Source organism: Cellulomonas sp. HD19AZ1 (assembly GCF_004535805.1).
GTDB lineage: Bacteria > Actinomycetota > Actinomycetes > Actinomycetales > Cellulomonadaceae > Cellulomonas > Cellulomonas iranensis.
The window spans coordinates 1-20,996 of record NZ_SPHX01000002.1; the positions used below are offsets into that span (position 1 = coordinate 1).

At 75.3% G+C, this 20,996-nt stretch carries 19 protein-coding genes, 1 rRNA gene and 1 riboswitch; of the genes, 3 read left to right on the plus strand and 17 right to left on the minus strand.

Features of this window, described 5'->3' with window-relative positions; translation table 11 throughout:
• The 13 genes from E4A51_RS03575 to argC form a co-directional block, all read right to left on the minus strand.
• A 16S ribosomal RNA gene (locus tag E4A51_RS03575) occupies positions 1–355 on the minus strand; the annotation flags it as partial.
• A gap of 591 nt (positions 356–946) precedes the next feature.
• A complete protein-coding gene (gene tyrS, locus E4A51_RS03580) occupies positions 947–2,239 on the minus strand; it encodes a tyrosine--tRNA ligase (RefSeq protein ID WP_134850916.1) in 1,293 nt (430 codons plus the stop codon).
• 75 nt (positions 2,240–2,314) lie between these two features.
• Complete coding sequence (locus tag E4A51_RS03585; RefSeq protein ID WP_134851164.1) at positions 2,315–2,947, minus strand: DNA-3-methyladenine glycosylase; 633 nt, start codon at positions 2,945–2,947, stop codon at positions 2,315–2,317.
• A gap of 89 nt (positions 2,948–3,036) precedes the next feature.
• Positions 3,037–3,642, minus strand: a complete 606-nt coding sequence (locus tag E4A51_RS03590; RefSeq protein ID WP_226235765.1) for a uridine kinase — start codon at positions 3,640–3,642, stop codon at positions 3,037–3,039.
• Between the two features lie 93 nt (positions 3,643–3,735).
• Positions 3,736–4,977 (minus strand): methyl-accepting chemotaxis protein, encoded by a 1,242-nt coding sequence (locus E4A51_RS18650; RefSeq protein WP_052748185.1) that lies wholly within the window; start codon positions 4,975–4,977, stop codon positions 3,736–3,738.
• 97 nt (positions 4,978–5,074) lie between these two features.
• A complete protein-coding gene (gene argH, locus E4A51_RS03600; protein WP_046528223.1) occupies positions 5,075–6,493 on the minus strand; it encodes an argininosuccinate lyase in 1,419 nt (472 codons plus the stop codon).
• Complete coding sequence (locus tag E4A51_RS03605; RefSeq protein WP_046528222.1) at positions 6,490–7,728, minus strand: argininosuccinate synthase; 1,239 nt, start codon at positions 7,726–7,728, stop codon at positions 6,490–6,492. The genes argH and E4A51_RS03605 overlap by 4 nt, the downstream gene beginning before the upstream one ends.
• Before the next feature lie 73 nt (positions 7,729–7,801).
• Positions 7,802–8,308, minus strand: a complete 507-nt coding sequence (locus E4A51_RS03610) for an arginine repressor (protein WP_046528221.1) — start codon at positions 8,306–8,308, stop codon at positions 7,802–7,804.
• A complete protein-coding gene (gene argF, locus E4A51_RS18525) occupies positions 8,305–9,237 on the minus strand; it encodes an ornithine carbamoyltransferase (RefSeq protein WP_134850917.1) in 933 nt (310 codons plus the stop codon). The genes E4A51_RS03610 and argF overlap by 4 nt, the downstream gene beginning before the upstream one ends.
• Positions 9,234–10,481, minus strand: a complete 1,248-nt coding sequence (locus E4A51_RS03620) for an acetylornithine transaminase (protein ID WP_240696398.1) — start codon at positions 10,479–10,481, stop codon at positions 9,234–9,236. Before E4A51_RS03620 ends, argF begins: the two co-directional genes overlap by 4 nt.
• Before the next feature lie 62 nt (positions 10,482–10,543).
• Positions 10,544–11,551 (minus strand): acetylglutamate kinase, encoded by a 1,008-nt coding sequence (gene argB / locus E4A51_RS03625; RefSeq protein ID WP_046528218.1) that lies wholly within the window; start codon positions 11,549–11,551, stop codon positions 10,544–10,546.
• Positions 11,548–12,774: a bifunctional glutamate N-acetyltransferase/amino-acid acetyltransferase ArgJ gene (gene argJ / locus E4A51_RS03630; protein WP_134850919.1), complete on the minus strand. Its 1,227-nt coding sequence runs from the start codon at positions 12,772–12,774 to the stop codon at positions 11,548–11,550. Before argJ ends, argB begins: the two co-directional genes overlap by 4 nt.
• Complete coding sequence (gene argC, locus E4A51_RS03635; protein WP_206119943.1) at positions 12,771–13,835, minus strand: N-acetyl-gamma-glutamyl-phosphate reductase; 1,065 nt, start codon at positions 13,833–13,835, stop codon at positions 12,771–12,773. Before argC ends, argJ begins: the two co-directional genes overlap by 4 nt.
• 83 nt (positions 13,836–13,918) lie before the next feature.
• On the opposite strand from argC, the gene E4A51_RS03640 reads away from it, so the two are divergent.
• Positions 13,919–14,902: a quinone oxidoreductase gene (locus E4A51_RS03640; protein WP_134850921.1), complete on the plus strand. Its 984-nt coding sequence runs from the start codon at positions 13,919–13,921 to the stop codon at positions 14,900–14,902.
• Positions 14,899–15,651: a DsbA family oxidoreductase gene (locus tag E4A51_RS03645; RefSeq protein WP_134850922.1), complete on the plus strand. Its 753-nt coding sequence runs from the start codon at positions 14,899–14,901 to the stop codon at positions 15,649–15,651. Before E4A51_RS03640 ends, E4A51_RS03645 begins: the two co-directional genes overlap by 4 nt.
• A 60-nt stretch (positions 15,652–15,711) precedes the next feature.
• Here E4A51_RS03645 and thiD read toward each other — a convergent pair whose 3' ends face one another.
• The 3 genes from thiD to thiM form a co-directional block, all read right to left on the minus strand.
• Entirely contained in the window at positions 15,712–17,241 is a 1,530-nt protein-coding gene (gene thiD / locus E4A51_RS03650) for a bifunctional hydroxymethylpyrimidine kinase/phosphomethylpyrimidine kinase (RefSeq protein WP_134850923.1), read from the minus strand.
• Positions 17,238–17,915, minus strand: coding sequence for a thiamine phosphate synthase (locus E4A51_RS03655; protein WP_134850924.1), 678 nt, complete (start codon positions 17,913–17,915; stop codon positions 17,238–17,240). Before E4A51_RS03655 ends, thiD begins: the two co-directional genes overlap by 4 nt.
• Positions 17,912–18,769 carry a hydroxyethylthiazole kinase gene (gene thiM, locus E4A51_RS03660; RefSeq protein ID WP_134850925.1) on the minus strand — a complete coding sequence of 286 codons (858 nt, stop codon included), beginning with the start codon at positions 18,767–18,769 and terminating at the stop codon, positions 17,912–17,914. Before thiM ends, E4A51_RS03655 begins: the two co-directional genes overlap by 4 nt.
• A riboswitch (TPP riboswitch) is annotated at positions 18,761–18,859 on the minus strand. It overlaps the preceding gene by 9 nt.
• A 200-nt stretch (positions 18,860–19,059) precedes the next feature.
• On the opposite strand from thiM, the gene E4A51_RS03665 reads away from it, so the two are divergent.
• Positions 19,060–20,376 carry a TrpB-like pyridoxal phosphate-dependent enzyme gene (locus E4A51_RS03665; RefSeq protein WP_134850926.1) on the plus strand — a complete coding sequence of 439 codons (1,317 nt, stop codon included), beginning with the start codon at positions 19,060–19,062 and terminating at the stop codon, positions 20,374–20,376.
• On the opposite strand, the gene E4A51_RS03670 is transcribed toward E4A51_RS03665, so the two are convergent.
• Positions 20,361–20,921, minus strand: a complete 561-nt coding sequence (locus E4A51_RS03670) for a hypothetical protein (RefSeq protein ID WP_134850927.1) — start codon at positions 20,919–20,921, stop codon at positions 20,361–20,363. The genes E4A51_RS03665 and E4A51_RS03670 overlap by 16 nt on opposite strands.
• Positions 20,922–20,996: the final 75 nt, after the last annotated feature.

Genomic DNA, 20,996 nt, shown 5'->3' on the forward strand with positions numbered 1-20,996 from the left:
ACTGCTGCCTCCCGTAGGAGTCTGGGCCGTGTCTCAGTCCCAGTGTGGCCGGTCGCCCTCTCAGGCCGGCTACCCGTCGTCGCCTTGGTAGGCCATTACCCCACCAACAAGCTGATAGGCCGCGAGTCCATCCTTCACCGATAAATCTTTCCAGACGCTACAGATGCCCGTGCGTCTCGTATCCGGTATTAGACCCCGTTTCCAAGGCTTATCCCAGAGTGAAGGGCAGGTTACTCACGTGTTACTCACCCGTTCGCCACTGATCCCCCCAGCAAGCTGGGGTTCACCGTTCGACTTGCATGTGTTAAGCACGCCGCCAGCGTTCGTCCTGAGCCAGAATCAAACTCTCCGTGAATGTTCATCAGCCACTCACCAGCCCGAAGACCAGCAAGCAACAGACACCACAAAGAACCCCCTCGAAAGAGGGCATCAACTGGCATCATCCCCGAACCAGACCCACGGGGGTGGACCTGATCCGAGCTCGACACCATTTACATGGCATCGACTACTTGGCACACTGTTGAGTTCTCAAGGAACAGACGCGCATCCTCGTCGGCCTTTCGGCTCTTGCAGGAGGCTTTGTGTCTTTCTCCAGTCTAGCAGGCTTTCTTCCGGCCTTTGACCACCGTGGTGGTCCGTGGCTTTCCGATCGCCGCCGCAGGACTCTAGCACGGCGTTTGGGGCGCCGTGTGCGGGCCTTGCGGGGATGCCCTGCTCCGTGGGACCGACCACCGAGTCGAGCTCGGTGTCCGTTCCTCCCTGCCGGGCGGGCTCCAAGAACATTACGCGAGCGTTGCGCGGAGGGCAAATCCCGGTGACGGTGACCGTGGTCACGCCCTGCGCGCGGCTCCCGGGCCGCACCGGTCGTCGCCCTGCCGACGGCGACGGCCCCCGGTGAGCGTTCGCTCACCGGGGGCCGTCGGGGTCCGGGGTGCCGCCCCGTCGGTCAGTTCAGCCCGGGGACCGGCGACCCGGCGTCGGCCTCGGCGTCCACGACCGCGAGCGTCCGCTTGCCGCGTCGCAGCACCGCCCACCGCCCGTGCAGCAGGTCGTCCGCCGACAGCGTCGCGTCGTCCCCCGCGACCCGGACGTTGTTGACCGACGCCCCGCCCTCGGCGACCGCGCGCCGCGCCGCGGCCTTGCTCGTGACGACGCCCGTCGCGGCGAGCAGGTCGACGACCAGGTCGCCGGGCCGGCCGGGCGCGGTCGGCAGCTCGGCGACGGCGGCGGCGAACGTCGCCGCGTCGAGGTCCGCCAGGTCGCCCCGTCCGAACAGCGCCTGACTGGCCGCCACGACCGCGTCGGCCGCGCTGCTCCCGTGCACGAGCGCCGTCACGTCGTACGCCAGCGCGCGCTGCGCCTCGCGCGCCGCCGGGCGCTCGGCCACCGCGGCCTCGAGCTCGGCGATCTGCTCGCGCGTGCGGAACGTGAACACCTTGAGGTAGCGCACGACGTCGGCGTCGTCGGTGTTCACCCAGAACTGGTAGAAGGCGTACGGCGTCATCATGTCGGGCGCCAGCCAGATGGCGCCCCCCTCCGACTTGCCGAACTTGGTGCCGTCCGCCTTCGTGATGAGCGGCGTCGTCAGCGCGTGCACGGGCGAGCGGTCCGTCTTGCGGATCAGCTCGACGCCCGACAGCAGGTTGCCCCACTGGTCGTTGCCGCCGGTCTGCAGCGTGCAGCCGTGACGACGGTGCAGCTCGAGGTAGTCGAGCCCCTGCAGGATCTGGTAGCTGAACTCGGTGAACGAGATGCCCTCGTCGCTCTCGAGCCGGCGCGCCACCGTGTCCTTGGCGAGCATGGTCCCCAGGCGGAAGTGCTTGCCCACGTCGCGCAGGAAGTCGATCGCGGACAGCGGCGCCGTCCACTCGAGGTTGTTGACCATGCGCGCCGGGTTGTCGCCCCTGAAGTCGAGGAACCGCTCGATCTGCGTGCGCAGCCGGTCGACCCACTCGGCCACGGTCTCGCGGGTGTTGAGCACGCGCTCGCCCGACATGCGGGGGTCGCCGATCAGCCCGGTCGCGCCGCCGACGAGGGCGAGCGGCCGGTGGCCGGCGAGCTGCAGGTGACGCATGACGACCAGCTGCACGAGGTGCCCGTGGTGCAGGCTCGGAGCCGTCGGGTCGAAGCCGGTGTAGAAGGTCACGGGGCCCTGCGCCAGCGCGGCGGCCAGCGCGTCGCGCTCGGTCGTCTGGGCGATCAGCCCACGCCACTCGAGCTCGTCCAGGATGTCGGTCACGTCGTTCTCCTCGGTCGGACGCGGGCGCCCGGTGTCGGGCCCACGTCGGGGGTCTGGTGCGACGCGCGCTCCGCGTCAGGCCGACGCCGTCGCCCCACCGGGGGCGTCTGCCGACGTCGGCGAGCGATACGCGGGACGGTAGGCCGAGACGGTCGGCTCGTTGGTCAGCCACAGACGCCACGGGTGGCGCCGACCGTCGCCGCCGGGGCCGGACACCCCGACGCGCGGTCCGGTCGCGACCGCGGGCAGGGCGGTCGCCGCGTCACGCCGTCGCAGCACGACCGCTCCCCCGGGCTCGGTCAGGTCGGCGCCGTTGGCGTCCAGGTCGAGCCCGAGGCACACGGCCAGCCGGGCCGGCCCGCGCGCGAGCTGGCGCCGGTTGTCGACGACGCCCGCGGCCTCGCGCCGCCGCCACGCGAGGTCCGCGCCCTCGACGACCTCGCCCGCGCGCAGCAGCACCGCGGCCGCGCGGCCGGTGGGCTCGGCGACGACGTTGAGGCAGTGGTGCAGCCCGAGGTGGCGGTAGACGTAGAGCCGACCGGGCTCGGCGAACATCGCGGCGTTGCGCGCGGTGCGGCCACGGAACGCGTGCGAGCCCGGGTCGTCGTCACCGCCGTACGCCTCGACCTCCGTGACGCGGACGGTGACGTCTCCCTCGGCGCTGCGTGCCGTGAGGAACGCGCCGAGCAGGTCGTGCGCGACCGCCATGACGTCACGTGCGTACCAGGTGCGCGCGGGGACGCCCCCGACGCCGGCGACGACCTCGTCGCCGGGACCGGGCGTGGTCTCGGCCGCGTTCACGTGGTCATCATGCCAAACGCGTCGAGCCGCACGTCGGCGCGTCCGCGCGTGCCCTCACGTGCGAAGTGCGCACGCTCGAGCGCCATCCACGCGAGCCAGTGCGCACGCTCGTGCGCGCCGTCGCGCGCGAGGCCGCGCGCGAGCCGCACGTCGTCGTCGGCCTCGACCCACACGGTGAGCGTCGCGAGGGCGTCGACCGCACGCCGCGCCGACCCGCACCCCTCGAGGACCAGGACGTCCGGGACGTCGAGGTCCACCCAGCCGGCGAGGTGACCGGCCGCCCAGTCGTACCGCTGGTAGCGCGCCGCGCGCCCGCGGCGCAGCGGCTCGAGCACCTGCGCGCGCAGCCGCGGCCACAGCGTCCCGTCCAGCCCGGTCCACCCGTCGTACAGGTCGTCCAGCCCGAGCACCGTCGCGCGCGCACCGGCCGTGCGCACCGCGTCGGCGACGCGTGCCGCGAACGTCGTCTTGCCGGAGCCGGCCGGTCCGTCGACCGCGAGCAGCCGGACCGGCCCCAGCCGCGCCGGGCCCGCCAGGACCCGCCCCGCCACCGTCCCCGCGGCGTCGACCGGCCCGCTCACGGCTGCCGGGGACGCGTCCACGCGGCCATGATGCCCGACGGCGCGGCCACACCCGTCCGGGCCGGACGCGCCGCGACCACCGGCGGGACGCTCCGGTGGTCGCGGACGCGCACGTCAGACGCGGAACGTGCCGACGAGCTCGCCGACCTGCCCGAACCCCGACGCGATGGCCGTCACGTGCCCGCCCGCCTCGTCGAGACGCTCGGTCGTCGCGCTCATGCGCCCCGCGACCGCCGACGACGTCGTCGCGATCTGGCCGACGCCCTCGGCGGCGCGCGTGACGCCGCGCGTCATCTCGGCCGTCGTCGCGCTCTGCTCCTCGACCGCCGCCGCGATGGTCGACTGGTGGTCGCTGATGCGCCCGATCACGTCGGTGATGCGCGTGATCGCCTCGACCGCCGCGGTCGTGTCGGCCTGGATCGCGTCGACGCGGCGCGCGATGTCGTCCGTCGCCTGCGCGGTCTCGCCCGCGAGCTCCTTGACCTCGCCGGCCACGACCGCGAAGCCCTTGCCCGCCTCGCCGGCGCGCGCCGCCTCGATCGTGGCGTTCAGCGCGAGGAGGTTCGTCTGCTCGGCGATCGAGGTGATGAGCTTGACGACGTTCCCGATCTGCGTCGACGACTCGCCGAGCCGCGCCACCGTGTCGGCCGCCTCGCGCGCCGCGTCCTGCGCGTCCCGCGCGACCCGCACGGCGTCGTCGGTGCTCGTCGCGATCTCGCGGATCGAGGCGCCCATCTGCTCGGCACCCGCCGCGACGGCCTGCACGGTGTGCGCGACGTCCGCGGCCGACGCCGCGAGCGAGCGCGCGTCGCCGTCGACGACCCCGGCCTCGCGGCGCAGCTCGACGTTGCCGGTGTCGAGCGCACGCGCGTCGTCGGCCAGCGCGCCGACCTGGCGCGTCACGCCGGCGAGCGAGGCCTGGAGCGCGTCCAGGCCCGCGTCCAGCGACCGGGCCGCGACGCCGATCTGGTCGCCGTTGTCCATGCGCGCGCGGGCCGTGAGGTCACCGCGCTCGATCGACCCGGCCACGGCGACGAGCCGCTCCAGCTCCCGCTCCATGCTGCGCGACCCGACGCGCGCGAGCACGAACCCGAGCACGCCGGTCAGCACCGCGACGCCGAGCACGAGCTGCGTCGTGCGGGTCGCGAGGGCGTCGACGTCCGCACCCGCGGCGGTCATCGACCGCAGACCCGTCACCGCGATGACGGCCGTGACGGTGAGCAGCACGACCATGACGGTCGCGAGCATCGCGACCTTGCCGCGCACGCCGACGTTCGCGAACCAGCGCTGCACGCCGTTGAGGTCGGAGAGGTAGGGCTCGACCGGGGTCGACGGGGCGTGGCCGGAGGCTGCCATGGTCACCTTCTCGCTGCGGGGGCGCTGCAGTGCGCCGCTCCCCTGCCGCGATCGGCCGCCCCGGGTCGTTCCTGAGGGGACCGGCCCCGGGGGACCGTCAGACGGTGCGCGCCGCACGCAGCCGGGCCGCGGCGTCGCGCGCACGGCCGAGCTGCTCGGCGACGCGCACGGGCGCGGTGCCCCCGACGGCGTCGCGCGACGCGAGCGACCCCTCGACCGACAGCACGGCGCGCACGCCGGGCGTCAGGTGCGGGCTGATCGCGGCGAGGTCGTCGTCCGACAGGTCCCACAGCTCGATCCCGCGCTCCTCGCAGACCCGCACGCAGGCGCCCGCGACCTCGTGCGCGACGCGGAACGGCACGCCCTCGCGCACGAGCCACTCGGCGACGTCGGTCGCGAGCGAGAAGCCCTGCGGCGCGAGAGCCGCCATGCGCTCGGTGTCGAACGTCAGCGTCGCGACCATGCCCGCGAACGCCGGCAGCAGGACCGTGAGCTGGTCGACCTGGTCGAAGACCGGCTCCTTGTCCTCCTGCAGGTCGCGGTTGTACGCGAGCGGCAGGCCCTTGAGCGTCGTGAGCAGTCCCGTGAGGTCGCCCACCAGGCGCCCCGCCTTGCCGCGCGCGAGCTCGGCGACGTCCGGGTTCTTCTTCTGCGGCATGATGCTCGACCCCGTGGAGTACGCGTCGTGCAGGCGCACGAAGCCGAACTCCTTGGTCGCCCAGAGCACGACCTCCTCGGCGAGGCGCGACAGGTCCACGGCCGTCATGGCCGCGACGAACGCGAACTCGGCGACGACGTCGCGCGACGCCGTGCCGTCGATCGAGTTCTCCACCGGTCCGTCGAAGCCGAGCTCGGCCGCGACCTTCGCCGGGTCGAGGCCCAGCGAGGACCCCGCCAGCGCGCCCGAGCCGTACGGCGAGCGCGCCGCGCGCGCGTCCCAGTCGGCCCACCGCTCGACGTCGCGCAGCAGCGGCCACGCGTGCGCGAGCAGGTGGTGCGCGAGCAGCACGGGCTGCGCGTGCTGCAGGTGCGTGCGGCCCGGCATGGGCGCGTCGCCCGCCGCCTCGGCCTGCGCGACGAGCGCGTCCACGACGTCGAGCACGAGGCCCGACAGCACGCGCGACTGACGCCGCAGGTACATGCGCACGAGCGTCGCGATCTGGTCGTTGCGGGAGCGCCCGGCGCGCAGCTTGCCGCCGAGCTCGGTCCCGGCCCGCTCGATGAGCCCGCGCTCGAGCGCGGTGTGCACGTCCTCGTCGTCCGGCGTGGGCGCGAACGCGCCCGACGCGACGTCCGCCCGGAGGCGTTCGAGCGCGTCGACCATGCCGGCGACCTCGGCGTCCGACAGCAGACCGGCGGCGTGCAGCACGTGCGCGTGCGCGACCGATCCGGTGATGTCGTCGTCCGCGAGGCGCCAGTCGAAGTGCGTCGAGCGCGAGAGGTCGGCGAGGGCCGCCGCGGGGCCGGACGCGAAGCGTCCGCCCCACAGCGCGAGCGGGCCGGGCTGGGCGGTCACGCGTCGATGCCCCCCTGCGAGCCGAGGTCGGGCGCGTTGCCGAACTTGACGTCGCGCGCCGCGGCGAGCTTGGAGCTCAGGCCGTAGATCTCGATGAAGCCCTTCGCGGCGGACTGGTCGAACGTGTCGCCCGTGTCGTACGTCGCGAGGTTGAAGTCGTACAGGCTCGAGTCGGAGCGACGGCCCGAGACGGTCGCACGGCCGCCGTGCAGCACGAGGCGCACCTCGCCGGACACGTAGCGCTGCGTGTCCTCGACGAACACGTCGAGCGACTTCTTCAGGGGCGAGAACCACTGGCCGTCGTAGACGAGCTCGGTCCAGCGCTGCTCGACGCCGCGCTTGAAGCGGGCCTGCTCGCGCTCGACGGTGACGTTCTCGAGCTCCTGGTGCGCCGCGATGAGCGCGATCGCGCCGGGGGCCTCGTAGACCTCGCGCGACTTGATGCCGACCAGGCGGTCCTCGACGATGTCGATGCGGCCGACGCCCTGCGCGCCCGCGCGACGGTTCATCTCCTGGATCGCCTGCAGCGGGGTCACCGGCACGCCGTCGAGCGCGACGGGCACGCCCTGCTCGAACGTGATGACGACCTCGTCGGCGACCGGCGGGAACGTCGGGTCGTCGGTGTAGGTGTAGACGTCCTTGGTGGGGCCGTTCCAGATGTCCTCGAGGAACCCGGTCTCGACCGCGCGGCCCCACACGTTCTGGTCGATCGAGAACGGGTTGTGCTTGGTGGTCGCGATCGGCAGCTGGTGCTTCTCGGCGTACTCGATGGCCTTGTCGCGCGTGAGCGCGAGGTCGCGGACGGGCGCGAGGCACTTGAGGTCGGGCGCGAGCGAGGTGATGCCGACCTCGAAGCGGACCTGGTCGTTGCCCTTGCCGGTGCAGCCGTGCGCGACGGTGGTCGCGCCGAACTGCCGCGCGGCGCGCACGAGGTGCTTGACGATGACGGGGCGCGAGAGCGCCGAGACCAGCGGGTACCGGTCGAGGTACAGGCCGTTCGCCTTGAGCGCCGGCATGCAGTACTCGGTGGCGAACTCGTCGCGCGCGTCGGCGACGTACGCCTCGACCGCGCCGCAGTCGAGCGCGCGTCGGCGGATGACCTCGAGGTCCTCGCCGCCCTGGCCGACGTCGACCGCGACGGCGATCACCTCGGCACCGGTGGCCTCGGCGATCCAGCCGATGCCCACCGAGGTGTCGAGGCCGCCGGAGTACGCGAGGACGACGCGTTCGGTCATGTCAGGTTCTCTCCTTCATCGAGGTCTGCATGCATGAACATACATCCACATGCGGACCTATTCATAACTGAGGTCAGCCCTCGGCGGCGAGCGCGAGGAACCGCGCCGCGAGCGCGTCGCCCCCCGCCGGGTCCCGCGAGATGACGAGCACCGTGTCGTCCCCCGCGATCGTCCCGAGCACCGACGGGAGCACCGAGTGGTCGATCGCCGAGGCCAGCAGCTGCGCGCCGCCCGGCGGGGTGCGCAGCACCACGAGGTTGCCCGACGCCTCGGCCGTGACCAGCAGCTCGGCGCTCAGGCGCACGAGCCGCGCCGCGAGCTGCTCGGTGTCGGCCATCGTCGGCGTGCGGTCGCCGCCCTCGGCCGGCACGGCGTAGGCGAGCGCACCCGTCGCGGTCCGGATCTTCACGGCGCGCAGCTCGACCAGGTCGCGGCTCAGCGTCGCCTGCGTGACCGTCACGCCCTCGTCCGCGAGCAGCCCCGCGAGCTCACCCTGCGAGTGGACGGTGCCGCGCTGCAGCAGCGACACGATGAGCGCGTGCCGCGCGGCCTTCGTCGCCGCGACCGTCGGCGTGCTCACGAGTGCTCCAGCAGGAACGTCAGGAGCGCCTTCTGCGCGTGCAGCCGGTTCTCGGCCTCGTCCCACACGACCGACTGGGGCCCGTCGAGCACGTCGGCGGTGATCTCCTTGCCGCGGTACGCGGGCAGGCAGTGCAGCACGAGCGCGTCGGGCGCGGCGAGCGCGAGCGCCGCCGCGTCGAGCCGGAACGGCACGAACCGCGCCTCGTCGTCCGCGTCCCGCGCGTCCTGGCCCATCGACGTCCACGTGTCGGTCGCCACGACGTCCGCGCCCGTGACCGCGGCGGCCAGGTCGTGCACGACGGTCACCGACCCGCCCGTGCCCGCCGCGACGCGCTCGGCGTCCGCGACCACCGCGGGGTCCGGCGACGCGTCCGCCGGGGCCCCGACCCGCACGTGCATGCCCGCGGTCGCGCCGCCCAGCAGGTACGAGTGGGCCATGTTGTTCGCGCCGTCGCCGACGTACGCGAGCGTCGTGCCCGGCAACGACGCGACGCCGCCGCGGTGCTGCGCGACCGTCATGAGGTCGGCGAGCACCTGGCACGGGTGGAACTCGTCCGTGAGCGCGTTGACCACCGGGACGCCCGCGAGCGCGGCCATCTCCTCGATGCGGGTCTGCGCGTGCGTGCGCCACACGATCGCGGCGACCTGACGCCCGAGCACGCGCGCGGTGTCGGCGATCGACTCGCGCTCGCCGATGCGGGCCAGCCCCCCGTCGACCGGCAGCGGGAAGCCGCCGAGCTCGGCGATGCCCGTGAGGAAGCTGACCTGCGTGCGCAGGGTCGGCTTGTCGAAGACCGCCGCGACCGCGCGCGGGCCCGACAGCGGCGTGCGGATGAACCGGTCGTCGCGGAACGCGAGCGCGAGCTCGATGACGGCGGCCTGCTCGCGGTGCGACAGGTCGTCGTCGCGCAGGAAGTGGCGGGTCACGGGGTCTCCTCCGCGGCGAGGTCGGCCGGCAGCGCGGCGACGAGGTCGACGAACGGCTGGGCCTGCTCGTCGGTGAGGACGTACGGCGGCGCGAGGCGCAGCGTCGTGGGCGTGCACGGGTTGACGATGATCCCGGCGGCGAGCGCGTCGGCCGCGACACGGGCCGCGACGGGGACCGTGAGCTCGACGGCGATGAGCAGCCCCTCGCCGCGCACCTCGCGCACGAGCGGGTTGCCGGTCGAGCGCAGCCGCTCGCGCAGCCGCTCCCCCAGCGCGGTGACGTGCGCGAGCAGGCCGTCGCGCTCGACGACGCCGACGGTCGCGAGCGCCGCGGCGGACGCGACGGGGTTGCCGCCGAACGTCGTGCCGTGCTGACCGCGCCCGAGCAGCGCGGCGACGTCGGGCCCGTACGCGATGAGCCCACCCACGGGAAACCCGCCGCCGAGGCCCTTGGCGACCGTGACGACGTCGGGGCGGACGCCCCCGCCGAGGTGCGGGTGCTGGTGCGCGAACCAGCGGCCCGTGCGGCCCATGCCGGTCTGCACCTCGTCGAGCACCAGCAGCGCGCCGTGCGCCGTCGTCAGCTCGCGTGCGAGCGCGAGGTAGCCGGGCGGCAGCGACCGCACGCCCGCCTCGCCCTGGATGGGCTCGACGAACAGCGCGGCCACCTGGTCACCGCCCTCGGCGAACGCGGCCCGCAGCGCGTCGGTGTCGCCGAACGGCAGGAACTCGACACCGCCGGGCAGCGGCTCGAACGGCTCGCGGTACGCGGCCTTGTGCGTGAGCGACAGCGCGCCCAGCGACCGGCCGTGGAACGCGCCCTCGAGCGCGAGCACGCGCGGCCGGGCGCCGCCCGAGTGCCGGCGCGTGAGCTTGAGCGCGGCCTCGTTGGCCTCGGTCCCGGAGTTCGCGAGGAACACGCGCGACCCCTCGGGCGCGTCGGCGAGCGCGACGAGACGCTCGGCGAGCGCGATCTGCGCGGGGCTCGCGAAGAAGTTCGACACGTGGCCGAGCGTGCCGAGCTGCGCGCTGACCGCCGCCGTGAGCGTCGGGTGCGCGTGGCCGAGCGAGTTCACGGCGATGCCGCCGAGCAGGTCGAGGTAGCGCGTGCCGTCCGCGTCCCACACGTAGACGCCCTCGCCGCGCACGAGCACGCGCTGCGGCGGGCCGAACGTGTCCATGACGGCGTGCGCGTAGCGCTCGGTCCACTCGGCCACCGAGCCCGCGGCGGCCGGGACCGGCAGCGCGTCCTCGGTGCCGGGCGCGCGGTGCCGCGCGGTCGTGGGGGTGCCCTCGGGCGTGGTCGTCACCGGTCGTCCTCCTGGTCCTGCGTCGCCAGGCGCACGGCGCGCACGGGCACGGTCGACGGGTGGCCGTCGGGGTCGGCGTCGGGCAGCACCATCGTCCCGACGCCGTCGGACGTGAACACCTCGACGAGGATCGAGTGCGGCGCGCGGCCGTCGATCACGTGCGCACGCGGCACGCCGCCCTCGACGGCGCGCCAGCACGCCTCCATCTTGGGGCGCATGCCCGCGTCGAGCCGCGGCAGCAGCTCGGCGAGGGCCGACGCGCGGATGCGTCGCACGAGCGAGGACCGGTCCGGCCAGTCGGTGTACAGGCCCTCGACGTCGGTGAGCACGATGAGCTTGCGCGCGCCGAGCGCGACCGCGAGCGCGGCCGCCGCGGTGTCGGCGTTGACGTTGAGCACCTGCGTGGGGTCGTCGACGTCGGGCGCGACGGTCGAGACGACCGGGATGCGGCCCGCGTCGAGCAGGTCGAGCACGGCGCCGGGGTTGACCTGCACGACGTCGCCGACGAGCCCGACGTCGACCTCGACGCCGTCGACCACGGCCGTGCGGCGGCGTGCCTGGAACAGCCCGGCGTCCTCGCCCGACAGCCCGACGGCGTGCGGCGCGTGCGCGTTGAGCAGGCCGACGAGCTCGCGCGACACCTGGCCCGTGAGGACCATGCGCACGACGTCCATCGCCTCGGGCGTCGTGACGCGCAGCCCGCCGCGGAACTCGCTGCGGATGTCGAGGCGGTCGAGCATCGCGTTGATCTGCGGTCCGCCGCCGTGCACGACGACCGGCCGCAGGCCGACCTGCCGCAGGAACACCATGTCCTGCGCGAACGCGCGCTTGAGGTCGTCGTCGATCATCGCGTTGCCGCCGTACTTGACGACGACGAGCGCGCCGGAGAACTGCTGCAGCCAGGGCAGCGCCTCGACGAGCACCTCCGCCTTCTGGTCGGCGCGCAGGTCGGTGCGGGTGTCGAAGACGAAGTCGTCGGGCACGGGCGGGGGCGTCGTGGTCATGTGGAGTACGCGCTGTTCTCGTGGACGTAGTCGTGCGTGAGGTCGTTGGTCCAGACGGTCGCGGCCGCGTCGCCCGCGTGCAGGTCGACGGTCACGTGCACCTCGCGGGCCGACGCGAGGTCGACCTCGCCGCGGTCGGCGTGCGGGCGCGCGGCCTTGCAGACGAGCACGCCGTTGATCGCGACGTCGATCGCCTCGGGGTCGAACGGCGCGACCTCCTCGGGCACCGTGCCCGCCTGCGCGAGCACACGCCCCCAGTTGGGGTCGTTGCCGAACATCGCGGCCTTGAAGAGGTTCGAGCGCGTCACGGCGCGCGCGACGGCGACCGCGGCCTCCGGCGTCGTCGCGCCGACGACGTGCACCGCGATGTCGTGCGACGCGCCCTCGGCGTCGGCGACGAGCTGGCGCGCGAGCGACGCGCACACGCGCCGTACGGCGTCGGTGAGGACGTCGGCGGCGGGCGTGACGCCCGACGCGCCGGACGCGAGCAGCGTCACGGTGTCGGAGGTCGACATGCAGCCGTCGGAGTCGACGCGGTCGAACGTCTCGGCCGTCGCGGCCCGCAGCGCGGCGTCGAGCACGGGCGCCTCGACGTCGGCGTCGGTCGTGACGACGCACAGCATGGTGGCCATCGCGGGGGCGAGCATGCCCGCGCCCTTGGCCATGCCGCCCACGGTGAACGTGCCGTCGGGCGTCTCGACCGTGACGTGCGCGGTCTTGGCCACGGTGTCGGTCGTCATGATCGCGGTCGCGGCGTCGAGCCCCGCGTCGGGCGTGAGCGCGGCGGCCGCGAGGTCGACGCCCGCCAGCAGCGTCTCGCGCGGGAGCCGCTCGCCGATGAGACCGGTCGAGCACACGACGACGTCGCCCGCCGAGACGCCCAGGGCCGTCGCGACGCACTCGGCCGTGAGATGCGCGTCGAGGAAGCCCTCGGGGCCCGTGCTGACGTTCGCGCCGCCCGAGTTGAGGACGACCGCCGAGACGACGCCGTCCGCGACGACCTGGCGCGACCAGACGACCGGCGCGCCCACGACGCGGTTGGTCGTGAACACCGCGGCGCCCGCGTGCCGCGGCCCGTCGTTGACGACGATCGCGAGGTCGGGGCGCCCGGACGCCTTGAGCCCGGCGGTGACGCCGGACGCGCGGAAGCCCGCGGGCGCGGTCACGCCCGGCGACGTGCCGGGCGACGTGCCCTCGAGGGCGGGTCCGAGGTGGTCGGTCACGGGGCGACTCCGTTCCGGGGCAGGCCGAGCGTCTCGGGGAGCCCGAGCGCGAGGTTGAGGGACTGCACGGCACCGCCGGCGGTTCCCTTGACGAGGTTGTCGATGGCGGTCACGGTCACGACACGGCCGGCGCGCACGTCGAGCGCGACCTGCACGAGTGCGGCGTTGGACCCCGCGACGGCCGCCGTCGTGGGCCACTGCCCGTCGGGCAGCACGTGGACGAACGGCTCGTCGGCGTAGGCCGCGCGCCACGCGGCGCGCAGGGCGGTCTCGTCGAGGTCGACGCCGGGCGCGAGCCGGGCCGTCGCGGTCGCGAGGATGCCGCGCGCCATGGGCACCAGCACGGGCGTGAACGACGTGCGCACGTCGACGGCGCCCGCGCTGCGCAGGTTCTGCGCGATCTCGGGGACGTGCCGGTGCGTGCCGCCGACCGCGTAGGGCACGGCCGACCCGAGCGCCTCCGACGCGAGCAGGTGCGGCTTGAGCGCCTTGCCGGCGCCCGAGTACCCGTTGGCGAGCACGGCGACGAGGTCGGTGGGGTCGAGCAGGCCGGCCGCGACCCCCGGCTGCAGGCCGAGCGTGACGGCCGTGACGTTGCAGCCGGGCACGGCGATGCGCCGCGCACCGGCGAGCACGGCGCGCTGGTGGCCGCCGGTCGCGGCCGTGACCAGCTCGGGCAGCCCGTACGTCCAGGTGCCCGCGTGCGGGCTGCCGTAGTAGGCCTCCCAGTCGGCCGCGTCCTGCAGGCGGTGGTCGGCGCCGAGGTCGAGCACGACCGGGTCCTCGCCGAGCGCCTCGAGCTCGGCGGCGACCTGGCCGCTCGCGCCGTGCGGCAGCGCGAGCACCACGACGTCGTGGCCCGCGAGCGCCCGCGCGGTGGTGGGCTCCAGCACGCGCTCGGCGAGGTCGCGCAGGTGCGGGTGGTGCGCGCCCAGCGCCGTGCCCGCGCTGCTGTGCGCGGTGAGCGTGCCGATGCGCGCCTCGGGGTGGTCGAGCAGCAGGCGGAGGATCTCGCCGCCGGCGTACCCGCTGGCGCCGGCGACCGCCACGGTGAACGTCATGTGCATGAACATACAGTCGGCTGCACACAAATACCAACGACGCGCGGGGAACACACCGCCTCGTCGCGGTGGTTGCGCCAGGCATGCGTGCAGTCGTCGCGACCCGGGCCGGCGGCCCCGAGGTCCTCGAGGTCACCGACGTCCCCGACCCGACCCCGGCACCCGACCAGGTGCTCGTGCGCGTCGCGGCCGCGGGCGTCAACTTCATCGACACCTACCGGCGCAGCGGCACCTACCGTATGCCGTTCCCGCACGTCGTGGGGTCGGAGGGCGCCGGCGAGGTCGTGCAGGTCGGTGCGGACGTCACGACGCTCGCGCCCGGCGACCGCGTCGCGTGGGCGTCCGCGCCCGGCTCGTACGCCGAGCTCGTCGCCGTGCGCGAGGCCGACGCCCTGCCCGTGCCGCCCGGGGTCGACGACGCGACGGCCGCAGCCCTGCCGCTGCAGGGCATGACCGCGCACTACCTCGCCGCCTCGACCTTCCCGCTGCGCGAGGGGCACGACGTGCTGCTGCACGCCGGCGCGGGCGGCGTCGGGCTGCTGCTCACGCAGCTCGCGGCCGCACGCGGCGCGCGCGTCATCTCGACCGTCGGCTCGCCGGAGAAGGAAGCGCTCGCGCGGGCGGCCGGCGCGAGCGACGTCGTCCGCTACCGCGAGCTGTCCGACCTCACCGCCGAGCTCCCCGCGCTGGTCCGCGACCTCACCGGCGGCCGCGGCGTGCACGTCGTCTACGACGGCGTCGGCAACGACACGTTCGACGCGTCGCTCGCGTCGCTGGCCCGCCGCGGCACGCTCGTGCTCTACGGCGGGTCGTCCGGGCAGGTGCCGCCGGTCGACCTGCAGCGGCTCAACGCGGCAGGCTCGCTGTTCGTCACGCGCCCCACGCTCGGTGACCACACGGCCACGCGCGACGAGCTGCTGTGGCGCGCCACCGAGCTGTTCGACGCCGTCGCCGCCGGTGCGCTCGACGTCCGCGTCGGCGCCACCTACCCCCTGGCCGACGCGGCCGACGCCCACCGCGCCCTCGAGGGGCGCACCACCACCGGAAAGGTCCTCCTGCTGCCATGAGCCTCGACACCCCCGTCTTCGCCGCCCCGCCGCGGACCGTCACCGTCGAGGTCTGGTCCGACGTCGCGTGCCCCTGGTGCTTCATCGGCAAGCGCCGGTTCGCCACGGCGCTGCGCGACTTCCCGCACGCCGAGCACGTCGAGGTCGTGTGGCGCTCCTACCAGCTCTCCCCCGACACGCCCACCGGCCCCGGCCGCCCCGAGGTCGACGCGCTCGTCGAGATGAAGGGCCTGCCCCGCGACCAGGTGCAGCAGATGTTCGGCCACGTCACCGACGTCGCCGCGGGCGAGGGCCTGCGGTACGACTTCGACCGCACGCTCGCGTTCAACACGTTCGACGCGCACCGCCTGCTGCACCTCGCGCGCCGCGCCGGCGGCGCCGCGCTCGTCGAGGCGACCATGGAGGCGCTGTTCTCGGCGCACTTCGAGCAGGGCGTCGACCTGGGCGCCGACGGCGCGCTCGTGCGCATCGCCGCGCAGGCCGGGTTCGGCGACCACGGCTGGTCGGACGAGCGCGTCGCGACCGCCCTCGCGGGCGACGACGCGGCCGACGAGGTCCGCGCCGACCTCGACGAGGCGCGCGCGCTGCGCGTCACGGGCGTGCCGTTCTTCGTCGTCGACCGGAAGTACGCCGTCTCGGGCGCGCAGCCCGCCGAGGTGTTCACGCAGCTGCTCGACGCCGGGTGGCGCGAGGCCAACCCGCTGACCGCCGCCCCGAGCGCCGAGGCCTGCACCGACGGGTCCTGCTGACGCGACGCCGGGCCGGCGCCCGCCCGCGACGGACGGCGCCGGCCCCGCTGCGGGCGGACCTCAGACCCGCGCCGGCACCGTGTCCCGCCGACGGGCCGGCGGGACGTCCACGACGAGGTCGACCTGGTCGAAGAACGCGACCTCGTGCTCGCACGAGCGCACGTACGCCGCGAGCATGCGCGTGCGCGTCGTCGCACCGACCTCGCGCGCCGCGGCGTCCGCGAGCGCACCCGCCTGCGCCGCCGACGCCGCGAACGCCGGGTCGCCGTAGGTCGCGACCCAGTCGCCGTACGGGTGGTCGGCCAGGTCGCCCGCTCGCGCGAGGATGCGCGCCCCGATGTCCGCGTACAGGCGGTAGCACGGCAGCACCGCGGCGGTGACCTCGGCGTACGTGCCGGTCGCGCCGACCGCGAGCAGGTGGTCGGTGTACGCCGTGGTGACGGCGGACGCGGGGACGCCGGCATACCGCCCGTGGGCGAGCCGGTCGCGGTGCAGCGCGGCCTCGACGTCCAGGCACGTGCTGGCGCCGCGGGCCCAGAACGCCTGCGCCTCCCCCGTCGGTGCGAGCTCGCTCGCGCGGGCCAGCACGCGCGAGTACTCCGCGAGGTAGAGCGCGTCCTGGTGCACGTACGCCTCGAACGCCGCGCGCGGCAGCGTGCCGTCGGCGAGCGCGCGCACGAACGGCAGGTCGTCGCACGCCGCGCGCAGCCCGGCGACCGCGTCCCAGGCCTCGTCGCCGAACGGTCGCGCGCCCAGCGTCGGCGCGTGGTGCAGGTGGTCGACCGGGCCGCGTCCGGACCCGACGCGCAACGCCTCGCCCGCGGCGATCGCGCCCGTGAGCCACTGCTTGGCCTCGCGGACCGTGCTCACCCAGTCGGGACGCCGCGGCCGCAGCGCCGCGACGGCGGCGGACAGCGAGCAGCCCGTGCCGTGCGTCGCGGTGGTCGCGACGCGTGGCGCGTCGAGCTCGACGACGGTCGTCGCGTCGACGACCGCGTCGGGGCTCGCGGCGCCGCCCAGGTGGCCGCCCTTGAGCAGCACGACGACGTCGCGCGTGCGGGCCAGCCGGCGGGCCTGGTCGAGCGCGGCGGGCCACGTGCGGGCGGTCGGCTCGCGCAGCAGCACGCCGAGCTCGGGCAGGTTGGGCGTCACGAGGTGCGCGGCGCCCACGAGGTCGCGCACGGCGTCCTCGGCGTCGGCGTCGAGCAGGCGGTCGCCGCTGGTCGCGACCATCACGGGGTCGAGCACGACGACCGGCGGTCGCGTGCGCGCGAGCCAGTCGCCCACCTCGAGCGCGACCGCGCGGGTCGCGAGCATGCCGATCTTCACGGCGTCGACGTGCACGTCGTCACCCACGGCGTCGAGCTGCGCGCGCAGGAACGGGACGTCGGGCACGTGGACGTCCCGCACGCCGTGCGTGTTCTGCGCGACGAGCGCCGTGACGACCGCCATGCCGTACGCGCCGTGCGCCGCGAACGACTTGAGGTCGGCCTGCACGCCGGCGCCGCCGGTCGGGTCGGTGCCCGCGACCGACAGCACCCGCACGCGGCTCGCGCGCCCCGGCCCCGTCACGTCCGTCGGCCCGGTCATCGCGCACCGCCCGCGACGAGCGCGCCGTCCCACGCCGCGACGAGCGCGGCGGCCGCCGCGCCCGGGTCGTGGGCCGCGCACACCGCGCTCACGACGGCCATCGCGTGCGCGCCGGCAGCCCGCAGCGCGGGCGCGTCGGACGCCGTCAGCCCGCCGATCGCGACGACCGGCCGCCCGGCGGCGGCGTCGACCGCGCGCCGCAGGCCGTCGAACCCGAGCGCGGGACCGGCCTCGGGCTTGGTGGGCGTCAGCCGCACCGGGCCGCTGCCCACGTGGTCGGCGCCCGCAGCGGCACGCACGTGCTCGGGCAGGGCGGCGGACACGCCGATCAGCGCGTCGGCGCCGAGCAGCGCGCGGGCGTCGTCGACCTCGAGGTCGCGCTGGCCGACGTGCACGCCGTCGACCGACGCCCCCCGGGCACGCGCCGCGAGCGCGACGTCGACCCGGTCGTCGACCACGAGCGCCGCAGGCCCCGCGAGGCGCAGCGCGTCGGCGACGGCGACCGTGAGGTCGACGAGCTCGCGCACGGTCGCCCGCTTGGCGCGCACCTGCACGGTCCCCACCCCGGCGCGCACGGCCGCACCGGCGACCTGCGCGGGATGGTGCCCGGCGCGGGCGCAGACGTCCGCGTCGAGCACGAGGTAGACGCCCCCCGGCAGGGCCGGCGCGCTCATGCCGTCACCGCCGCGGCGTCGCGCACGCCCGCGCGCAGCGTGTCGGGCGTCAGGCGGTACAGCTCGTCGACGAGCGCGACCTGGAACGACGCAGGGCCGTGCGCGTCGCGCGCGGCCCGCTCGGCGGCCACGCCCAGCGCGGTCGACGCGCCGACCGCCGCGGTCAACGGGTCGGTCACGGCGGCGAACGCCGCGACGAGCCCGCCGAGCGCGCAGCCGGCCCCCGTGATCGCCGTCAGCAGCGGGTCGCCGACGGCCAGCCGCACGGTCGTCGTGCCGTCGGTGACGAGGTCGACCGGCCCGGACACCGCGACCACGCCGCCGGTCAGCGCGGCGACGGCCGCGGCCGCGTCGGCCGCGGCGTCGACCCCGTCGAGCGCGTCGACACCGCGCCCGCCCGACGCGTGGCCCGCGAGCGCGCGGACCTCGCTCGCGTTGCCGCGCACGACCGCGGGCCGCTCGGCCAGCAGCACGCCGGCCAGGCGCGTGCGCACCGACAGCACACCGACCGCCACGGGGTCGAGCACCCACGGGACGCCCGCACCCGCCGCCGCCGCGACGGTCGGCGCGACGCACGCCCGCTGGTCGGGGCCGGGCGTGCCGAGGTTGACCAGGACGGCGCCCGCGACGCCCGCGAGCTCCTGCGCCTCGCCCGGCACCGCGGCCATCGCGGGCGACGCACCGAGCGCGAGCAGCGCGTTGGCGACGAGGTTGGTCGTCACCTCGTTGGTGAGGCACTGCACCAACGGCGTGCGCTCACGGACGGCCGCGAGCGCGGCGGCCGCCGCGGCGGCCAGGTCGTCCGGCGGGGCACCCGTGCGGTGCGGGGCGGACGGGAGGACGGCAGACGTCATGGTCGACATCCCTTCGCTCGTGCTAACGAGATCAGGTTCGACGGGTGTGATCTCAGCCCGGCTCGGTACCGGGCACCCCGTGTCGCGGACCACCGTAGCAACAGCGCGCGGCGCCTCCCAGGTACGTCCGCGTCGCGGGCCGGGGTGCACGTCGGCCCTGGTCGTGGACGCGCCGACCGACCGCGGGCACGCGCCGCTACCCTCGCGGTGCGGGTCGCCGACGCCCGGGGGCGGCGGACGTGACCCGCGTCCGCCACCGCGCGCGTGCGCGCCCGACCCTGCGAGGCGACATGACGACCTCCCCCGACGCGACCCGACCCGCCGTGCTCACGGACCCCGTCGGCACCGTGGTGCCGTCGAGCGTGCCGACGCACTGGTACAACCTCGCGGCGGACCTGCCCGAGCCGTGCCCGCCGGCGCTGCACCCGGGCACGCGCGAGCCGCTGACGCCCGACGACCTGGCGCCGCTGTTCCCGATGGCGCTCATCGCGCAGGAGGTCTCGACCGAGCGCTGGGTGGAGATCCCGCAGACCGTGCGCGAGCTGTACGCGCTGTGGCGGCCGTCGCCGCTCGTGCGGGCGCTGCGCCTCGAGCGCGCGCTCGGGACGCCGGCGAAGATCTACTACAAGTACGAGGGCGTCTCGCCCGCCGGGTCGCACAAGCCGAACACGGCGGTCGCGCAGGCGTACTACAACGCGGTCGAGGGCATCACGCGGCTCACCACCGAGACCGGCGCGGGCCAGTGGGGTGCGTCGCTGTCGATGGCGTGCGCGCTGCTCGGGCTGGACTGCGAGGTGTGGCAGGTCCGCGCGTCGTACGACGCCAAGCCGTACCGCCGCATGCAGATGGAGACCTACGGCGCGACGTGCCACGCGTCGCCGTCGGACCTCACCGAGGCGGGGCGCGCGATGCTCGCCGCCGACCCGACGACCACGGGCTCGCTCGGCATGGCGATCAGCGAGGCCGTCGAGTCGGCCGCCAAGGACCCGGCGGCGCACTACGCGCTGGGTTCGGTGCTCAACCACGTGCTGCTGCACCAGAGCGTCATCGGCGTCGAGGCGCTGGCCCAGCTCGACGAGATCGGCGAGACCGCCGACGTCGTGTTCGGGTGCGCGGGCGGCGGGTCGAACCTCGGCGGGCTGTCGTTCCCGTTCCTGGGCCGCAACCTGCGCGACGGCACCACGACCCGCGTGGTCGCGTGCGAGCCGGCGGCGTGCCCGTCGATGACGCAGGGCGAGTACCGGTACGACTTCGGCGACGTCGCGGGCCTCACGCCGCTGCTGAAGATGCACACGCTCGGCAAGGACTTCGTGCCGCCCGCGATCCACGCCGGCGGCCTGCGCTACCACGGCATGGCGCCGATGGTGTCGCACGCGTACGAGCTGGGCCTCATGGAGGCGATCGCGGTCGAGCAGGACGCGGCGTTCGCGGCGGGCGTCGAGTTCGCGCGTGCCGAGGGGCTCATCCCCGCGCCGGAGTCCACGCACGCGGTCGCCGGCGCCCTCGCGCACGCGCGCGCCGCGACGACCGACGAGACGATCGTCATCGGCCTGTCGGGCAACGGCGTGCTGGACCTGCCGGCGTACCAGGACTACGTCGCGGGCTGAGGTCCCGGCACCGCACCGGCCGCGCCGTCGTCCGCCCCGCCCGCGGCGGACGACGGCGCACCGACGCGTGCCCGTAGCAGCGCGAGGTCGTCGTCCGTGAGCAGCGCCCGCGGAAGCACCACGACGGACGGCACGCGGGCGAACCGCAGGAGCAGGGCCGAGCGGTGCACCCGCACGGCCGCGTAGGTGCTCCACGGTGCGCACGTGGACCCCGCGGCCGTCTCGGTGACCAGCGCGTCGTCACGGATCTGCGCCCGCACCGTCGCCCCGGGCACGAGCGTCGCGCCCAAAGCACGGCGCGCCGAGCGGCGCGTGCGCCAGACGACGAGCACCGGCAGCAGGACCGCAGCGACGAACCCTGCCCAGGCGCCCTGCCGTCCGGGTGTCGTCACGCCGACGAGGACGGCCACGGGCGCCGCGACGAGCGCCCAGACGGCCAGCATGCGCGGCCGGGTGAGCAGCTCGACCGTCGCGTCGCGCGCGACGCGACGCACGAGCTCGGGCGTGATGGTCAGCTCCCGCACCAAGGCGGTGTCGTCGGGCACGCGCACATGCTGGCACCGCGGTGCACCGCCCCGAGCCCGTGCGCGGCGTGGTTCACCCGGACGGACGCGGACGCG